The organism is Pelotomaculum isophthalicicum JI, assembly GCF_029478095.1.
Taxonomy (GTDB): domain Bacteria; phylum Bacillota; class Desulfotomaculia; order Desulfotomaculales; family Pelotomaculaceae; genus Pelotomaculum_D; species Pelotomaculum_D isophthalicicum.
Window position 1 is genome coordinate 141,853 of sequence record NZ_JAKOAV010000003.1, and the last position, 16,471, is coordinate 158,323.

The window sequence follows — 16,471 nt, forward strand, 5'->3', positions numbered from 1 at the left end:
TAAGCAAATACCGGAGGAGGATAATAACTTGAAACTGCGTCTCGGTTTACCAAAAGGCAGTCTCCAGGAGGCTACCTTTCAACTTTTTAAACAGGCTGGTTTTAATATATCCGTCCGCAGCCGTTCCTATTTTCCGGCGGTAAATGATCCCGAATTGGAAATAGTGCTGATGCGGGCGCAGGAGATCCCCCGCTATGTTTACGAAGGAGTGCTTGATGCGGGGATAAGCGGGCTGGACTGGATCATGGAAAACGAGGCGGATGTGGTGGAGGTTGCCGATATGGTGTATGCTAAGAATACACCAAATCCGATCCGCCTGGTCATTGCTGTGGCTGACAACAGCGACATTAAAAGCGTATCTGATCTTAATGGCAAACGTGTTGCCACAGAACTAGTCCGGGTGACCCAAAAGTATTTAAAAGAAAACGGCGTCGAAGCTTTAATCGAGTATTCTTACGGCGCGACAGAAGTAAAAGTGCCCCATCTGGTTGATGCCATAGCTGACATAACCGAGACGGGGAGTTCGCTGAAAGCCAATAATTTACGAATTATTGCCACCATTCTTGAATCAACCACCAAACTGCACGCAAACCGCAGTTCATGGGAAGATCCATGGAAAAGGGAAAAATTGCAGAGCTTAGCCGTCCTTCTTCAGGGGGCGCTTCGTGCCCGGTCCAAAGTCGGGCTGAAAATGAATGTGCCCGGCGCTATGCTTGAAACTATTCTTGATGTCTTGCCGGCGATGAAACAGCCCACTATATCACAACTGGTTCGCAGTGACTGGGTTGCCGTGGAAGTTATTCTGGAGGAAATGCAAGTACGGGATCTTATTCCCGCGTTAAAGCGGGCCGGTGCGCAGGATATCATTGAATATCCTTTAACCAAAGTGATTCCGTAATTATCCGACCAGCCGGTCTGCCCTTATTTGTGCTTCGCGCATAACTTCTTCTTCATCTATTGTCAATACCCGCCTGTTTTCCATGAGAATCTTGCCGTCGACTATCACTGTGTCGACATCGGTGGAGTGGCCCGCGTAAACTAGGTTGGCAATTAAGTTGTGTTGCGGGCAGAAGTGCGGGCGGTGTTTATTTATTAAGATCAAATCCGCTTTCATACCGGTTTTCAACATGCCGATTTCACCGGCCAGCCCAAGGACACGCGCGCCGTTGGCGGTGGCTGTCCTCAGCGCGGTAAAGGCCGGCATCACTGTTGGATCACCGGTATTTACTTTTTGCAGCATGGCAGCGCTGCGCATTTCTTCCAGCATGTCTAAATTGTTGTTGCTGGCTGCTCCGTCAGTGCCCAGGCCGACACAGACGCCAGCCTCAAGCAGGCCGGCTACCGGCGCGGCGCCGCTGGCTAGTTTCATATTGCTTTCGGGACAGTGGGCCACTCCGACATTATTTCGCGCCAGAATCTCGATGTCCGCATTGTCAAGGTGGACACAATGGGCGGCCAGCACCGGCAGTTCGAAAAGTCCCACACTGTCAAGGTGCCCGACAGGGGTTCTGCCGTAGCTTGCATTAATTTGTTCTACCTCACTTTTTGTTTCGGCCACATGAATATGCAAACCGGCTCCGTATTTACCAGCCAGTTCAATCACCTGCTTAAGGTATTCAGGCGGGCAGGTGTACGGAGCGTGCGGACCAAACATCACTTTTATCCTGCCGCCGGCTCCGTCGTTCCATTCTTTAAAGAAGTTAATGTTTTCTTCCAAAGCCAATCCGGCATTAGGCCCGTTGCCAATCAAACCACGGGAGAGGCAGGCGCGCAGGCCGCTTTTTTCCACGGCAAGAGCCACTTGATCCATAATAAAATACATGTCCGCGAAAGTGGTGGTGCCCGATTTAATCATTTCCAGGCAGCAGAGCATGGTGCCCCAGTAAATATCCTCGGGTTCCAGCTTATCTTCCACAGGCCAAATTTTTTCAGAAAGCCACTCCATCAGGGGCATGTCGTCGGCATAGCTGCGCAGCATAGTCATGGCAGCATGGGTGTGGCAGTTAACAAAACCGGGCATGGCAATCTTGCCGGAACCGTCAATAACTCGTTTTGCCTGCTCTTCCGTGGAAACCGAACCGTACGGCCCCAGTGCGGCAATACGGTCGCCTTTGATAAGGATATCACCATTCTCTATGATATCTTCAGAGCCCTCCATGGTGAGAACACTAACTCCTTGAATCAATATGTCAGCCATCAGAATCCCCCTGTAATTCTTTACTCTTGCCAGTCGTTCATATACTTGGATTGCTCACCGGTCAGGTGATCAATTTCAATTCCCAAAGATTTTAACTTAAGATAAGCTACTCGCTGGTCTATCTCTTCCGGCACACGATACAGCTTTTTGCTCATTTTACCGGCGCTTTCTTTGATATACCTGGCTGACAGCGCTTGAATAGCAAAAGACATATCCATAATCTCAGCCGGGTGGCCGTCACCTGCCGCCAGGTTTACCAAGCGCCCCTCGGCCAGCAGATATATTTTGCGTCCGTCCTTTAGGGTATACTGCTCGACGTTTTGGCGGGCCAGCCGGCGTTCCACCGCCAATCCGGTTAATTCAGGCTTGTTTATTTCAACATCGAAATGACCGGCGTTGGCCAGAATGGCGCCATCTTTCATTTTATTGAAATGAGACTGGCGCAGGACATCCCGGCAGCCTGTGACTGTGACGAAAACATCACCTTGTGAGGCAGCCTGTTCACTGTTCATTACTTGATAACCATCCATGCAGGCCTCGATTGCCCTGACCGGGTCCACTTCACATACAATCACCCGCGCTCCCAAACCTTTTGCGCGCATGGCGATACCCTTGCCGCACCAGCCATAGCCCAGCACCACGACAACCTTTCCCGCCACCACCAGATTGGTTGTGCGCATTATCCCCGACCAGGCTGATTCGCCGGTGCCGTAGCGGTTGTCAAAAAGGAACTTGCAGAAGGCATTGTTTACCGCCAACATAGGGAACAGCAACTTCCCTTCCCGGTCGAGCGCCTCCAGCCTTCTGACGCCTGTTGTGGTTTCTTCGCAGCCGCCGATGACCTCGGCAGCCTGATCTTTGCGCTCGGTATGCAGCAGGTTCACTAAATCGCCGCCGTCGTCGATTACTATCTGAGGCCGGGTATCCAGCACATGCAGCAAATGCTCCTTGTACTCCTGGCCGGTGGCGTCGTACCAGGCGTAAACATTCAAGCCTGCCGCAGCCAGGGCGGCTGCCACGTCATCTTGTGTGGACAGAGGGTTCGAACCGGTGATGGCAACTTTCGCTCCGCCGGCCTGGACTACTTCAGCCAGGTACGCTGTTTTCGCCTCCAGGTGGATAGATAACGCCACCCGCAAACCGTCAAACGGTTTATCCCGCTCAAATTCTTCCCTGATGGCGTTTAACACAGGCATGTGCGCCCGTACCCAGTCTATTTTCAGCCTGCCGCTTGGAGCGAGGTTAATATTTCTCACAATATAATCAGGCATGTTGTTCATTTTCCTCCAATTCTCAATGATTTATTATTTTGTCAAGATTATCCAGGTAAGCCGGGTATATAACGCCTCTTTCAGTAATGATGGCTGTCACCAGGTGATTAGGGGTTACGTCGAAGGCAGGGTTCCAGGCCTTTACACCCGGCGGTGCCACGGATTTTCCATCCAGGTGGGTTATCTCGGTGTGATCGCGTTCCTCGATTGGGATTTCCGCACCGGATGCCAGGCTCATGTCTATGGTGGACAATGGCGCGGCTACATAGAAGGGTAGGTTATGGGCTTTAGCCAGAACCGCCAGACTGTAAGTGCCGATCTTGTTGGCCACGTCACCATTGGCCGTGATGCGGTCGGCTCCCACGATAATCAAATCTACTTTTTGGGTGGCCATAAGGTAACCGGCCATGTTGTCCGTAATCAGAGTCACAGGAATATGCTCGCGAAGCATTTCCCAGGCTGTCAGCCTGGCGCCCTGCAGAAGGGGCCTGGTCTCGTCAGCAATAACACTGATGTTTTTGCCAGCTTCCCGGGCCGCCCTGATTACGCCAAGCGCGGTCCCGTAACCGGCGGTGGCCAGCGCGCCGGCGTTGCAGTGAGTAAGAACGCGCGATCCATTTGGTATTAAAGCCTGGCCATGTTTGCCGATCTTGCGGTTAGTCTCAATATCCTCTTGATAAATCAGGTTGGCTTCTTCCAGCAGCACCGTCCGCAATGAGTTTACATCTTCATTATCATCTATATGCAGTTTCTTAATCATTCTGTCCAAAGCCCAACGTAAATTAACCGCCGTAGGCCGGGTGGCCGACAACTCACTGGCGATTGCCTTAACTCCAGATAAGAATTCTTCTTTTTGTCGCGTTTTCAGATTCATTGCCCCCAGGGTTAACCCGTAAGCGGCCGCCGTGCCTATGGCCGGCGCTCCACGCACTGCCAGTCTCTTGATGGCAGCGGCTACGTCAAGGTAATCCCGGCACTTTAAATAAGTTACTTTTAATGGCAGTTTGGTTTGGTCCAGCAGTTCCAAACAACCTTCTTCAAGCCAGCGCATAGTTTCCAATAAAGCAATCTCCTTGGTGTAAATTAACTCTGACAGGACATTGGTCTTAACGCAACGGATCTATCGCATGATGACAGACACAGGCGCGCTCCGGATCAATCCAGACTACAGCCTGCATCAAAAGCTTTCTGATATTTTCGCTGTTCATCACCATCATGTCCAAAACTTCCTGATGAGTAAGGTTGGTAGGTGATATGCCGGCGGCATAGTTGGTTACCATGGCGATGGTTGCGTAACACATTTCCGCTTCCCTGGCCAGCGAAACCTCAGGAAATCCGGTCATACCGACCAGATCGCCACCGAACAAGCGGTACATTTTAATCTCAGCGGTTGTTTCAAAACGAGGACCTTCTGTACATATATAAGTACCGTAAGGGTGGGAAATCAACCCCTGCCCGCGGGCCGCCCTGGACAGGATATCTCTTAATTCAGGGCAATACGGATTGGTCATGTCAATATGGGCCACACCGGCGCTGCCACCATCAAAAAAGGTCGTTTGCCGGGATTTGGTGAAGTCTAAAAACTGATCCACGAAGATAAAGTGGCCTGGCTGCATGGACGGATTTAGTGAGCCTACCGCCGCGGTAGCCAGCACATATTTAACCCCAAGTTTCTTCAACGCCGCTATATTGGCACGGTAATTAACAAGATGCGGCGGAACAGAGTGCCCTTCTCCGTGGCGGTTCATAAAAGCTACCGGTCTGTTCCGGTAGCTGCCTATTTTAAGCTGGACATCTCCATACGGAGTGGCAACAGTTTCATCACGGATATCAGTCATAATGTCCGGATTATAAACCCCGGTACCGCCGATTATGGCAATTTTAACGCTCAAAATGATTACCTCCTGTTCCTGTTATTTGAACGATAATGAACTTTTCATAATTGTAATTATTCGCCTTTGGAACATTCATTCCTTTTTTTGATCTATATTATGTAAATAAATTAAGATGAACTAGAAAAGCAAACTCTTGTTCAAACGCCGGAATTTTATATTAATATCGAAATGGCAGTTCGGACATGCGAACAGGTGTACACAAAAATCATGGCTATATGATCTGTAACCGTCCTCATAGATTTCCTGCTCAAGAAAAGCGCTGTAGTTATCGTAAAAATCCTGAATAGCACCGGCGTCATACATCGGGCAACCGCACAGGGGACAATTCTTATTTATTGCGGCAAGACTATTGCACGCGGGACAAACAGACATAATAAAATCACCTTCTATGTTTACGTTAGTAAATGGCGGCCATAAACCATTGACAACCGTAGCGCTTAAATTGTAATATGCGCTGGAAAGGTTGCCATTATGAACAAAAAGGGAATACTGTTTTCAAAAAACCGGGTTTATTATCGGAGGTAAATTTGACCGCTAAACTTTTTTTAAAAAAAGGGGAAAACGTTGAAGTTGGGATTACCGGCCTGACTCACGACGGCGACGGTGTCGGGCGCTATTTAGGCATACCTGTATTTGTGCCGCTAACCGTTCCAGGTGACAAGGTTTTAGCGGAAATATCGGAAGTGAAAAAGAATTTTGCCCGCGGCAGATTAAAATTGATCTGTACCGGGTCACTGTGGAGACGTGATCCGGTTTGTCCCGCTTTTACCATCTGCGGGGGATGCAGACTCCAACAGATGGATTATGAAGAGCAGCTAAGTCGGAAAACCAGGATGGTGAAAGACAGCCTGACCCGTATTGGCCATCTGCCGGAGGTTGAGGTCAAAGAAACCATCGGTATGAAATACCCCTGGCATTACCGAAATAAAGCCAGCTATCATGTGGAAGAAAGGCAGGGTAAAGTGTCGCTGGGTTTTTATGAAAAAGGCACTCATCGCTTGGTTTATAATTCAGGCGAAGAAGGGGTAGCCAGGAGTGGTCCAGAGTGCCTGCTGGTGGATAAAGATATAAATAAGGCGGCTGCAGTTATTGAAACAATTTTAAATAAACACCGGGTACAAGTATATAATCACCGCCAGCGCCGGGGTTTGCTCAGACAGGTTATTTTACGAAAAGCCAGCGCTACCGGTGAGTGCATGGCTGTTTTTGTCACGGGACCGGGGGAGTGGCCCGAAGAAAAAGATATTGCCGCCGATTTGTCAGAACAACTGCCGGCTTTGTCATCTTTGATTAGAAACATTCATCAAGGTCCGGAGGGAATAGAGTTAGGACTTGAAAATAGGCTTCTAACCGGTCAGAAATATATCACTGATTATATTGAAAACCTGGCATTTCGCATTTCACCCGCTTCATTCTATCAGGTGAATCCCCGCCAGACACCGGTGCTATATCATAAAGCACTCGAATACGCCGGATTGAACGGTGGGGAGATAGTTGTGGACGCATACAGCGGCGCCGGAACAATTGCTCTTTTCTTGGCCGGGCATGCCGGAATGGTGTACGGTCTGGAAGTGGTGCCCGAAGCAGTGGAAGATGCCAGGGAAAACGCAGTATTAAACGGAATTAAAAACGTGGAGTTTAGACGCGGTGAAGTGGAAAAACTTCTACCTGCAATGGCCTCTCAAGGGCTTCATCCTGGTGTCGTGGTGCTGGACCCGCCCCGCCGGGGCTGTGGTATTGCCGCCCTGGAAGCGGTGGAGGAGATGGAAACCCCGCGGGTTGTATATGTATCGTGTGATCCCGGGACGTTAGCCCGGGATTTGGGTTGCCTGGCAGGTAAAGGATACCGTATTGAAGAGGTGCAACCGGTGGAAATGTTTCCGTGGACGCCGCACGTGGAGACAGTATGTCTGATGTCACGTAAAGATAAATAAATAGGCTCTAAAGGGCTTGAAATCAAAGGTTTTCAGACTTTCGGTTGGGATAATCGATTGCTGGAAACCTTGTTTTTTTTATCGTTCAAAAGCAGCCCGGGTTTGAGAGCATTGTTGGGTTGAGGCTATAGAACTGCTTTTTATCCCGCGAGACAAGGGAACTACTGTTTTTGGATAGGGTTGAAACTAGGGAACTGTTGTTAAATGAATGAAGTAAAAGGCAGTAGTCCTATTACAAAACTACTGCCTTCTACTATGTTATCTTCCTAAATCATCTCGGCTGATATGTTGTTGTAGAATTGTTCTCATACGCTTGATCATATCGTTAACCGATGACTGAGGCTTATTAATAAGGTTTGCGATTGTACGTTGTGATTTTCCGTCATAAAGCATTTCAAATATTGGTGCCAACTCAGGAGCCTTGTTGCGAAGACTGTCAAGAAGGTCTTCAAAGAGCATAGCCGTTAGGATTGTTTCACACTGTATAGCAGCTGGGTCCTCGAATTCAAGCTCTGTTTCCTCGAAGAAAGATTCAAGCGAAAGCGGAGCTCCGTCCTTCATCTTCTTGCAGGCCTTACAGTCCATTTCGCAGCGCTTGAGTTTTCCCTTGCCATCGCTAACTATGCAACGGCGGCTGCGTTCTTCACGTTTCATTTCTGCCCAAATGGGACGCATGTACGTAAGATAAAGTTCTTCGTCATCTGTAGGAATCATGATAGCTGATACTATTTTATTCCCGATTTTTGCTGGTACCACATCTTCCTTCTTGATACCGTACGCTTCGATTGTCTCTCTTGTTACCTCCATGGGGATGAGATAAGTTTTTTTGTCTTTCTTTGTCATAATGTAAGCCCTCCTTCGGCTTGAAACCGAAGCGAGAGCTCACATGACGTGCACCAGCCCAAAAAGGCAATAGTCGACCGTCCGAATGGGATTACTCCCGCTTCAGAATTGGCGACCAGCTATTCCAGTGGCTGGTGGCAGTTATTTAGTTGTTCACCCGATAGGTCTGGAATCATCCTTGATCAGGGGATGTCCTATGGGGTGATAGTTCGCATAAAGCAAAATGATGTTATCGCTTCGTGCAATAACATCATACTAATTTCTTGGACATGCTTAGAGGAGCGGGAGTAGCTACCTAATAGAGTGTGGGTAGCTAATTTTTGATGCTTTCCTCCGATTGGTAATAAGTAAGAGAATGCAAAGCTAATATCAGCAAAAGTAAACTTAAGATTGTCGTTTGCATTTGGACGTGCTATAATACTTAGAGTGAACTATTTCTGAACAGGTTCATGGAGGCGATAATATGGCATTCAGTTATAACAAACTATGGAAGCTACTGATTGATAAAAAAATGATGAAGAAGGATTTGATGGAAGCGACGGGCTTGACTACTTCCACGATGGCTAAATTAGGCAAGGAGCTTCCGGTTAGCATGGATGTTTTGGCGAGGATATGTAAAGCACTCAATTGCAACATCGGAGATATTGTCGACTACATCGATAAAGAAGCCGAATAAAAAATTGGTTTGACTTGAACAGGAGGGGTTTTAGGTGAGGTTATGTTTTGGCTCATACATGGCTGTACTTGTTTCGTGCAAGGCGGTTAATGTTGACAACAAGGAGTTGTGCGAAGCACTGCTTCATTCTGTTGCCCCCAATTTTGAATTCACATATGATGGACAGGAAAATGCAGATAGAGTCAGAGAGGACGTATCTTCAAAATTATTAAGGTGCGAACAGAACCTATCGAAAGATGTTAGTGACCCGGCTCGTACCGCCGGGCTAGAAGAAGTGGCATCCTACTTTAGAAATAACATTCTCCCTATGCTGGACAGGAATATGTCTAAGCAGATTATCCTTGCCCTGAAAGACATTATCGCCAACGATCCGCCGGTTAAGGTTGGCAATAAGATGCAGGGTATTGATGGTGACACAAAGGTTGAATTGGTCAGCGGAATAACAAAGAGTGAGTTAGTGCCAAAAGGTGACTTTTGCTTTCATACGTTCTTAGCGGGAGTGTTTTTGTACACCGTTACCAACACAACAAATAGGACCGGAAAGGCTACCATTAAATCTATTACCGATGAGTACATACTGTCGTTTACTCCCCGCATAGGTGAGATAACACTGCTTGAGGATGACGAGGCAAAACGAGGATCTTTGGTTTCTGCTGTTAAGGAAAGTGGCAAATATGGTGAAGAGTTTGCAGAAAACGTGGCGGGGTTTGTAGTTGACAGAATAAACCAGTTAGCTTTGCCTTCAAAACAGGATGACTCCCTGCTCGTGACTCTGTTGTCCGAGGCTAACGGGAATTGTCTGAAGTGCGGCAAAAAATTGGGCATCCCGAAGCGTGGGAAGGTTCCTGTTGGGAACTGCGAAATTGTTTATTTGAAGCAATCTCCGAATGAATCAGAGTGCTACGAAAATGCGGTAGTCCTGTGTACAGATGAATGCGCACCACTTGTTTCAGTGATGTCGGAGATCGAAATAGATGAGTTGCTTGAAGATAAGCGTCGCTGTGCAAACATTCAGGCATTTCTTGACAGAATATCCGGGATTAAGTTCCCCGAGGAAATTGAAGCCGTTCTACGTGAAGTTCATAAAACGAAGAACGCCAAGGGATTAGAAGGAACCAGTGTTACCGATTTGGTCGAAATTGAGCGAAAGATACATGAGCCGTACCTGAAGGACAAGATTAACGCAAGCATGGCTCGCTTGTATAAGACAGTTAAGGTTATATGCGCTCGACTCGAACAAGAAATTGGATTTGATACGAATATGTTTGGTGGTTTAATGCGGTCTGCCTCCATGATGGTTGAAGGCGGAGTCATGAAAAACGCGGACATAACCGACCCGCAGGAATATATAGCGAATCTGCTGGTTGATAAGTTGTACTCACAAATGGGTCAGAAGTATAAAGACGCCTGTGAGATTATCGTTGGATATTTAGTGAAAAGGTGTGATTTGTTCAATGAAAATGCCAAGCAAAGTTAACTCATTCTCTGATAGCGTCATTGCACTCTTTACGCCTATCTTAGAGAAATTAGAGGAGCGGGATATGACCCCGCATGAGTTGCTCGAAGCAACAAGAACGAAGGTATCAGAGATAAGCATCTTCCTTGATGCCCTTGACTGCCTTTATAAACTCGGGCAAATAGAGATACCAGAAGGTACGGAGGTTCTTCACTATGTTAAAGCGGATAACGTGTGACAAATTCAAAACGCAGCCAGGGGAATTTAGTACCGGACTTAATGTCGTTCTCGGCAGTTCTGGCGGAAGCAATGCTATTGGTAAGTCTACATTCCTGCTGATATTGGACTTTGCTTTCGGTGGTGACAACTATGCCAAATCCGCTAAGGACGTTATAGCGCACATCGATCATCATACGATTAACTTCGAGTTCGAGTTTGACGGCACGAAGTACTTCTTTTCTCGAAGTACAAACCGCCCGTCAGTGGTGAACCGTTGTGACAGCAAGTTCCATGTCATTGAGGAACTGTCTGTTCCCAAATACCGTGAGCTACTGCGCCATGAATATAAAATACTATTGCAAGGTATCAGTTTCGGTGAGATTGTTGATCGTTTCTTTCGTATTTACGGTCACGGAAACCACAATGAACATAAGCCCTTGCAAGGCGAGCGTGAATCAATGGTTACAGCAGTCGAATATCTTATGAAACTTTTAGGTAGATTCGAAGATATTCAGAATCTTAAAACCGCTGAGGAAAGCTATGACATAAAGCCGAGTAAGCAAGCTCAGCGTTCGATATCGGACATATCGATGGACATTGCCACGAATAATGAAAAAATCGATGGGCTGGAAAAGCGACGGGAAAAACTGTGCAGACAAAATGAAGAAGCCGACCTGCGTGCTTTGGGTATTGACCCTCAGCAGGTAGAACGACTTATAGAAATAAAAAGACAATTAGGCAAATTAAATCGGCAGAAGAGCCACCTGACATCGCAGCTTCACGCTGTGCGAAACAATATGCCCGACAGCGACGGAGTGCTGAGGAAGGACTTCTCGGCTTTACTCCGCTTTTTTCCTGAGGCTAATATTGACGCTTTTGCGGATGTAGAGAAATTCCATGCAAAAATTAACGGCTTCCTTCGCGCAGATATTGAAGAGGAAATAGCGCGGTTAACCCCGCAGATAGAATACATCGACGCTGATATTGCATCCTACGAGAAGCAGATTGCTGATTCGGGAGTTGCTAAGTCACTCTCACAATCTATTCTCACACAGTACGCTCGTGTATCGCGTGAAATAGAAAAGCTTACCGAAGATAACGAAGCCTTGCGAAATGAGATGACTCAGTTAGAAAAACGCAAGGAAATTGAGCATTTACTGACGAGCCTTCGCAAGCGGCAAGATGATGCCCTTGCTGGCGCACAGGATGACGTTAATGCAGAAATGAAGCGGCTCAACGATATCATAACCGGTGGAGGCAGATCTGCTCCCGAACTGACACTGAAGCCAGATAAAACGTTCGAGTTCGAAACGAAAGACGACAAGAGCGAGGGAACAGCTTTTAAGGGCCTTGTGATTTACGACCTAAGTATGCTTGCCCTTACCCCGCTTCCTGCTCTGATTCATGATTCGAGCATTGTCAAGCGTATTGAGGATTCCGATTTTGAGCAAATACTCCGGCTGTATCAAAAAAGCGGTGAGAAAGGCAAGCAAGTATTCATCGCATTTGACAAAGCCGACTCCTATACACCTAATACTCAAAGAATGCTTGATGAAGCTGCTGTGCTGCACTTATCCGTAGGTAATGAACTGTTTGGCACTTCTTGGAGTCGGCAGACACCTGCGATGGAAACCGCCGTTGAAATTAAAGTAGAGCAAAAACCCGATAAAGAATAAAGGAGATGATATGATATGGCGGCTATAAATGACCTGTTGCGTCAAATCACAGATCCGACGTTGCGCGAGCGGTTAACTGAGGAAGTGAACCGCATAAGTAAAAATAAAAAGTTTGGTCTGGTGTTCGAGGAACATGTCCCCGAATGCACACCGCTCTACGGCGTACCCGTTAGACGTGGATCAACTGTTGCCCGCAAAACGGGCAAGATGAGCGAAATTTATACTGTAAAGAAAATTGACGGCGAAGTCGCCGTGTGTGAAGATAAGATCACGCTTGAGGTTGAATTAATACCTCTTAGCGAGATTGTTTCCGTGGCTCAGTTTGGGGAGCCGATTTTCCCCACGCTTGAACCCATTGACAAGATAGCGAACGCGCAGGACGATAACTTGTGGCATACGATTATTGAAGCTGATAACTACCATGCCCTGCAGCTTTTGGAATACTTATATGAGGGTAAAGTAGATTGCATATATATAGACCCGCCCTATAATACTGGAGCAAGGGATTGGAAGTACAACAACGATTATGTGGATTCATCGGATGCTTGGCGACACAGCAAGTGGTTGTCGATGATGAAAAAGCGGCTCATAATAGCGAAAAGGGTTCTAAACCCTGATAGTTCTGTGTTGATTTGCACCATCGACGAAAAAGAATACCTACATCTTGGATGCCTGTTAGAAGAGCTATTCCCTGAAGCAAGAATTCAAATGGTTACAAGCGTTATTAGCAGCCAAGGCTCAACACGTGACGGGCTGTTTTCACGTGCTGATGAGTATCTCTTTTTCGTATTTTTAGGCGATGCAGAGGTCGTTAAATCTGAAGACGATATGCTTAATGAAGGGCAATCTGCCACAAAGGGTCAACTGTGGTTTCAGTTTGTTAGAACAGGAAAAGGAAATTTGCGAGAGAATTCTAAAAATCTGTTTTACCCGATATTTATCGATTCAAGCAAAGGAAAAATCGAATCCATCGGAGAGCCGATACCTTTGGGTGTGCCAAAAGAAAGCATTACTGTTCCCGAAGGGCAGTTAGCAATATGGCCAATGACTGCTGATGGGCGTGAGGCTCGTTGGCGTACAGGAGTTGAAGTTGCTCGGCGCAGAGTAAGTAAAGGGCTTCTACGTCTTGGAAAGACTTCTAGGAAGGAAAACGGCTGGTCTGTTTTAACAGTAAACGAAGGAACAGAAAAACGAATTGAAATAGGAGAAGTAGTTATCGAGAGCATCGATGAATCCGGAGCCGCGAAACTTGTTGAAAAATATGGAGGATCGTTAAGAGCGCCAAAAACAGTATGGAACAAAACATCTCACAACGCCGGATGGCACGGGTCAAAACTGTTGGCAAAAATATTAGTGGATAGAAAATTCCCCTATCCAAAGTCGTTGTATGCAGTGCAAGATGCCTTGAGTGTTGTAAGCAAGAATAAAAACGCTCTTATATTAGACTTTTTTGCGGGTTCTGGTACAACATTACATGCTGTTAATCTTTTGAATTCGATAGATGGTGGTAGTCGACGTTGCATTTTGGTTACCAACAATGAAGTTTCGGAGGACGAAGCCAAGGCTCTCACAAAACAGCATTTACACCCTGGAGATGTAGAATGGGAAAAGTACGGCATTGCTCGCTATGTAACATGGCCGCGAACAATTTGCAGCATTAAAGGCGTTGATATCAACGGAAATCCTATTCAAGGCAATTACCTCACTAACAATGCACCGATGAGCGAGGGTTTTGCCGCCAACGTAGAATATTTTAAACTTGGGTTTTTGGATAAGAATAGCGTGTCACTTGGACAGCAGTTCTGTGAGATACTGCCGCTTTTGTGGCTTAAAGCGGGTGCGGTTGGAGAGCGCCCAGAACTAAACGGCTTAGAATTGCCAGATATGCTGGTTCTGCCACAGAACTCATTTGCGGTTCTTCTGGATGAGGATTGTTATGGCAAATTCGCTGAGGCTTTGAATGAAGATAAAAACATTAACACGGTATACTTTGTAACTAATTCAGAGGAAGCGTTCAGAGAAATGTCAGATGGCATTGGGATAGAGCACACCTACCAATTGTACCGTGATTATATCGATAATTTCGTAATTGGGAGTAGGAGGAATAATCTATGAGAGCAACACTATTTCCGTTCCAAGATACGGCTCTTGCCGATTTGCACGAGAAGATAAAGAAAGCACATACACTTTGGAGTGAGAAAGACCCGCAGGTTATATCTTTCACTGCTCCCACTGGCGCTGGTAAGACAATTATTATGACCGCCCTGTTCGAGGACATCATCTTCGGTCATGCTTACGGTGTGGCGGAACCGGATTCTGTTTTCGTTTGGCTTTCAGATATGCCTGAGCTTAACGAGCAGACTCGCTTAAAAATTGAGAGCAAGTCTGATAAGTTTCGTACAAGGGATATCCACGTTATCGACTCAAATTTCGATGCGGAGTATTTCGCTCCCGGTGGCATCTACTTTCTCAACACTCAGAAACTTGGTTCGGACAAATTACTAACGCAGAAGTCCGACCTTCGCCAATATACAATTTGGGAGACACTTACAAATACCGCGAAGCTTCAGCCGAAATCATTTTATGTTGTTATAGATGAAGCACATAGAGGCACAGCCACTCCACAAGCGGAGAAGAAGGCACAGTCCATCATGCAAAAGTTCATCATGGGTAGTAAGGAGGATGGGCTATCTGTTATGCCGCTTATCATTGGTGTGACAGCTACACCACAGCGGTTCCAGAAACTTGTGTCGGATACTACTTCTACAATACAAAAAGTAGCCGTTCCCCCGGAAGATGTGCGGGAGTCCGGCTTACTGAAGGATAGAATTATTATTCACTTCCCTGAAATAGCGATAAATGCCGATATGACGATGTTCAAAGAAGCAGCGGCTAATTGGAAGAAGAAATGCGAGCGTTGGGAGGCTTACTGCGACCGCGAGGAAATTAAAAATCCAGTCCGTCCTATTCTAGTAGTTCAAGTGGAAGATGGTAACGACCGGTTGATTACACAAACTGATTTGGATTCCTGTATTGCTGTACTTGAGGATTTACTTGGTCGTAAACTACGTCCTGGCGAGGTTGTGCATACGTTCGACAAGCATGAAAACATCAAGGTACGCGACTTGGATATTCATAGCGTGGATGCATCCCGCATTGAGGATGACGAAAATGCGATAGTTGTGTTCTTCAAGATGAACCTCTCCACAGGATGGGACTGTCCACGAGCTGAAACAATGATGTCGTTCCGTCATGCAAGCGACTTTACCTATATAGCTCAATTGCTTGGAAGAATGATTCGTACTCCGCTTGCCCGTCGCGTGGAATCTGACGCCGAACTGAACAGCGTAGGCCTCTTCCTTCCATTTTTTGATGCAGAAACTGTCAAAATGGTGGAACAGGCACTGCGTGACAGCGAGGCAATTGTACCCACAGAGACAGGCTCGCATAAAGAACTTATCACCCTCAAGCGTGACCCAGCATTTGCCGATGTGTTCAGCGATATAGATTTAATAACTTATCGAATAGATTCTGCGCGGAAACAGCCTGCGCTCCGCAGGTTGATTGCGCTTGCCCGTGCTCTCACTCAGGATATGATTGCACCTGAAGCACGTAGAAGCATACTGAAAAAAGTGCTTGATGAGTTCGAAAAGGAAATCAGCGAATTGAAAAATTCTGGAAAGTTTGATTCTATTGCCAAGGCTGTGACAGGATTGGCACTTCGAACGTTGACGATTGATTATGGTAGCAGCGCAGCAAGCACACCTGATGATGCCGCTGAAATAGTAGAACTTTCGGATTTTGATCTAAACAATCTCTTCGAGCGAGCAGGTAAAACACTTGGTGAGGGTTTGCATAGGGAATACTGGATTCGCCATGCTACCCGCGAAGCCGAAGATGTGAAGACTGAAATAATCATTCTGGCGAACGATAATGAGGCAATGGAACGACTCGAATCATTCGCTGAAAAGTTGTTTAATAACTTGTATGACGCACACCAGACTGCTTTCCGCAAGTTAAAAGAGGAGCGAAAGGATGCTTATAAGAAGCTGGCATTGTCCTCTACCACACCAATCGCCCTTGATTGGCAATTACCTCAGACTATAGACTTCTCCGTCGGTGAGGGCGCAATTGTGCTGGAAAACCATCTTTTTATCCCGTCTGAGGGTGGTGACTTTATTTCGGCCGCATCCGGACACCCATTCCGGTAGCATCCGGACAGCGTAACGGCAACATCCGGACAGCATAACGGAATTATCCGGACAGCATTTCGGCAACATCCGGACACCTTGTCGAGTTAGTAA

Annotated in this window: 14 protein-coding genes; 8 read left to right on the forward strand and 6 right to left on the reverse strand. The window is 46.8% G+C overall.

Going from position 1 to position 16,471, the window contains the following annotated elements:
* Positions 1–28 precede the first annotated feature (28 nt).
* Complete coding sequence (hisG, locus tag L7E55_RS03060; RefSeq protein WP_277442566.1) at positions 29–898, forward strand: ATP phosphoribosyltransferase; 870 nt, start codon at positions 29–31, stop codon at positions 896–898.
* Here the strand turns inward: hisG and L7E55_RS03065 are convergent, their stop codons facing one another.
* The 5 genes from L7E55_RS03065 to L7E55_RS03085 all read right to left on the reverse strand — a co-directional run bounded on the left by L7E55_RS03065 (position 899) and on the right by L7E55_RS03085 (position 5,735).
* Positions 899–2,197, reverse strand: coding sequence for an amidohydrolase (locus L7E55_RS03065; protein WP_277442569.1), 1,299 nt, complete (start codon positions 2,195–2,197; stop codon positions 899–901). It abuts the gene before it with no gap.
* A gap of 20 nt (positions 2,198–2,217) precedes the next feature.
* A complete protein-coding gene (locus tag L7E55_RS03070; protein ID WP_277442570.1) occupies positions 2,218–3,468 on the reverse strand; it encodes an adenosylhomocysteinase in 1,251 nt (416 codons plus the stop codon).
* A 22-nt stretch (positions 3,469–3,490) separates the two neighbouring features.
* Complete coding sequence (mtnA, locus tag L7E55_RS03075; protein WP_420851997.1) at positions 3,491–4,528, reverse strand: S-methyl-5-thioribose-1-phosphate isomerase; 1,038 nt, start codon at positions 4,526–4,528, stop codon at positions 3,491–3,493.
* 46 nt (positions 4,529–4,574) lie between these two features.
* Positions 4,575–5,360, reverse strand: coding sequence for an S-methyl-5'-thioadenosine phosphorylase (gene mtnP, locus L7E55_RS03080; protein WP_277442571.1), 786 nt, complete (start codon positions 5,358–5,360; stop codon positions 4,575–4,577).
* Between the two features lie 120 nt (positions 5,361–5,480).
* Positions 5,481–5,735 carry a hypothetical protein gene (locus L7E55_RS03085; RefSeq protein WP_277442572.1) on the reverse strand — a complete coding sequence of 85 codons (255 nt, stop codon included), beginning with the start codon at positions 5,733–5,735 and terminating at the stop codon, positions 5,481–5,483.
* Positions 5,736–5,890: 155 nt separating this feature from the next.
* On the opposite strand from L7E55_RS03085, the gene rlmD reads away from it, so the two are divergent.
* On the forward strand, positions 5,891–7,297 hold the full coding sequence (gene rlmD / locus L7E55_RS03090) for a 23S rRNA (uracil(1939)-C(5))-methyltransferase RlmD (RefSeq protein WP_277442573.1): 1,407 nt from the start codon (positions 5,891–5,893) through the stop codon (positions 7,295–7,297).
* 258 nt (positions 7,298–7,555) lie between these two features.
* Here the strand turns inward: rlmD and L7E55_RS03095 are convergent, their stop codons facing one another.
* On the reverse strand, positions 7,556–8,140 hold the full coding sequence (locus tag L7E55_RS03095; RefSeq protein WP_257531235.1) for a sigma-70 family RNA polymerase sigma factor: 585 nt from the start codon (positions 8,138–8,140) through the stop codon (positions 7,556–7,558).
* Between the two features lie 463 nt (positions 8,141–8,603).
* On the opposite strand from L7E55_RS03095, the gene L7E55_RS03100 reads away from it, so the two are divergent.
* The 6 genes from L7E55_RS03100 to L7E55_RS03125 are packed head-to-tail and all read left to right on the forward strand — an operon-like array spanning position 8,604 to position 16,378.
* Entirely contained in the window at positions 8,604–8,816 is a 213-nt protein-coding gene (locus tag L7E55_RS03100) for a helix-turn-helix domain-containing protein (protein ID WP_277442574.1), read from the forward strand.
* 34 nt (positions 8,817–8,850) lie between these two features.
* Positions 8,851–10,293 (forward strand): ABC-three component system protein, encoded by a 1,443-nt coding sequence (locus L7E55_RS03105; RefSeq protein ID WP_277442575.1) that lies wholly within the window; start codon positions 8,851–8,853, stop codon positions 10,291–10,293.
* Complete coding sequence (locus L7E55_RS03110; RefSeq protein WP_277442576.1) at positions 10,271–10,510, forward strand: ABC-three component system middle component 7; 240 nt, start codon at positions 10,271–10,273, stop codon at positions 10,508–10,510. Before L7E55_RS03105 ends, L7E55_RS03110 begins: the two co-directional genes overlap by 23 nt.
* On the forward strand, positions 10,488–12,167 hold the full coding sequence (locus L7E55_RS03115) for a DUF2326 domain-containing protein (RefSeq protein ID WP_277442577.1): 1,680 nt from the start codon (positions 10,488–10,490) through the stop codon (positions 12,165–12,167). Before L7E55_RS03110 ends, L7E55_RS03115 begins: the two co-directional genes overlap by 23 nt.
* A 15-nt stretch (positions 12,168–12,182) precedes the next feature.
* Complete coding sequence (locus tag L7E55_RS03120; RefSeq protein ID WP_277442578.1) at positions 12,183–14,282, forward strand: site-specific DNA-methyltransferase; 2,100 nt, start codon at positions 12,183–12,185, stop codon at positions 14,280–14,282.
* Complete coding sequence (locus tag L7E55_RS03125; protein WP_277442579.1) at positions 14,279–16,378, forward strand: DEAD/DEAH box helicase; 2,100 nt, start codon at positions 14,279–14,281, stop codon at positions 16,376–16,378. Before L7E55_RS03120 ends, L7E55_RS03125 begins: the two co-directional genes overlap by 4 nt.
* Positions 16,379–16,471 lie beyond the last annotated feature (93 nt).

What these genes read in the sequence shown, in the direction of transcription:
- L7E55_RS03065 (WP_277442569.1), bottom strand. Translation starts at nt 2,197, where the DNA reads ATGGCTGACATATTGATTCAAGGAGTTAGTGTTCTCACCATGGAGGGC.
- L7E55_RS03070 (WP_277442570.1), bottom strand. Translation starts at nt 3,468, where the DNA reads ATGCCTGATTATATTGTGAGAAATATTAACCTCGCTCCAAGCGGCAGG.
- L7E55_RS03085 (WP_277442572.1), bottom strand. Translation starts at nt 5,735, where the DNA reads ATGTCTGTTTGTCCCGCGTGCAATAGTCTTGCCGCAATAAATAAGAAT.
- L7E55_RS03095 (WP_257531235.1), bottom strand. Translation starts at nt 8,140, where the DNA reads ATGACAAAGAAAGACAAAAAAACTTATCTCATCCCCATGGAGGTAACA.
- L7E55_RS03100 (WP_277442574.1), top strand. Translation starts at nt 8,604, where the DNA reads ATGGCATTCAGTTATAACAAACTATGGAAGCTACTGATTGATAAAAAA.
- L7E55_RS03110 (WP_277442576.1), top strand. Translation starts at nt 10,271, where the DNA reads ATGAAAATGCCAAGCAAAGTTAACTCATTCTCTGATAGCGTCATTGCA.
- L7E55_RS03115 (WP_277442577.1), top strand. Translation starts at nt 10,488, where the DNA reads ATGTTAAAGCGGATAACGTGTGACAAATTCAAAACGCAGCCAGGGGAA.
- L7E55_RS03120 (WP_277442578.1), top strand. Translation starts at nt 12,183, where the DNA reads ATGGCGGCTATAAATGACCTGTTGCGTCAAATCACAGATCCGACGTTG.
- L7E55_RS03125 (WP_277442579.1), top strand. Translation starts at nt 14,279, where the DNA reads ATGAGAGCAACACTATTTCCGTTCCAAGATACGGCTCTTGCCGATTTG.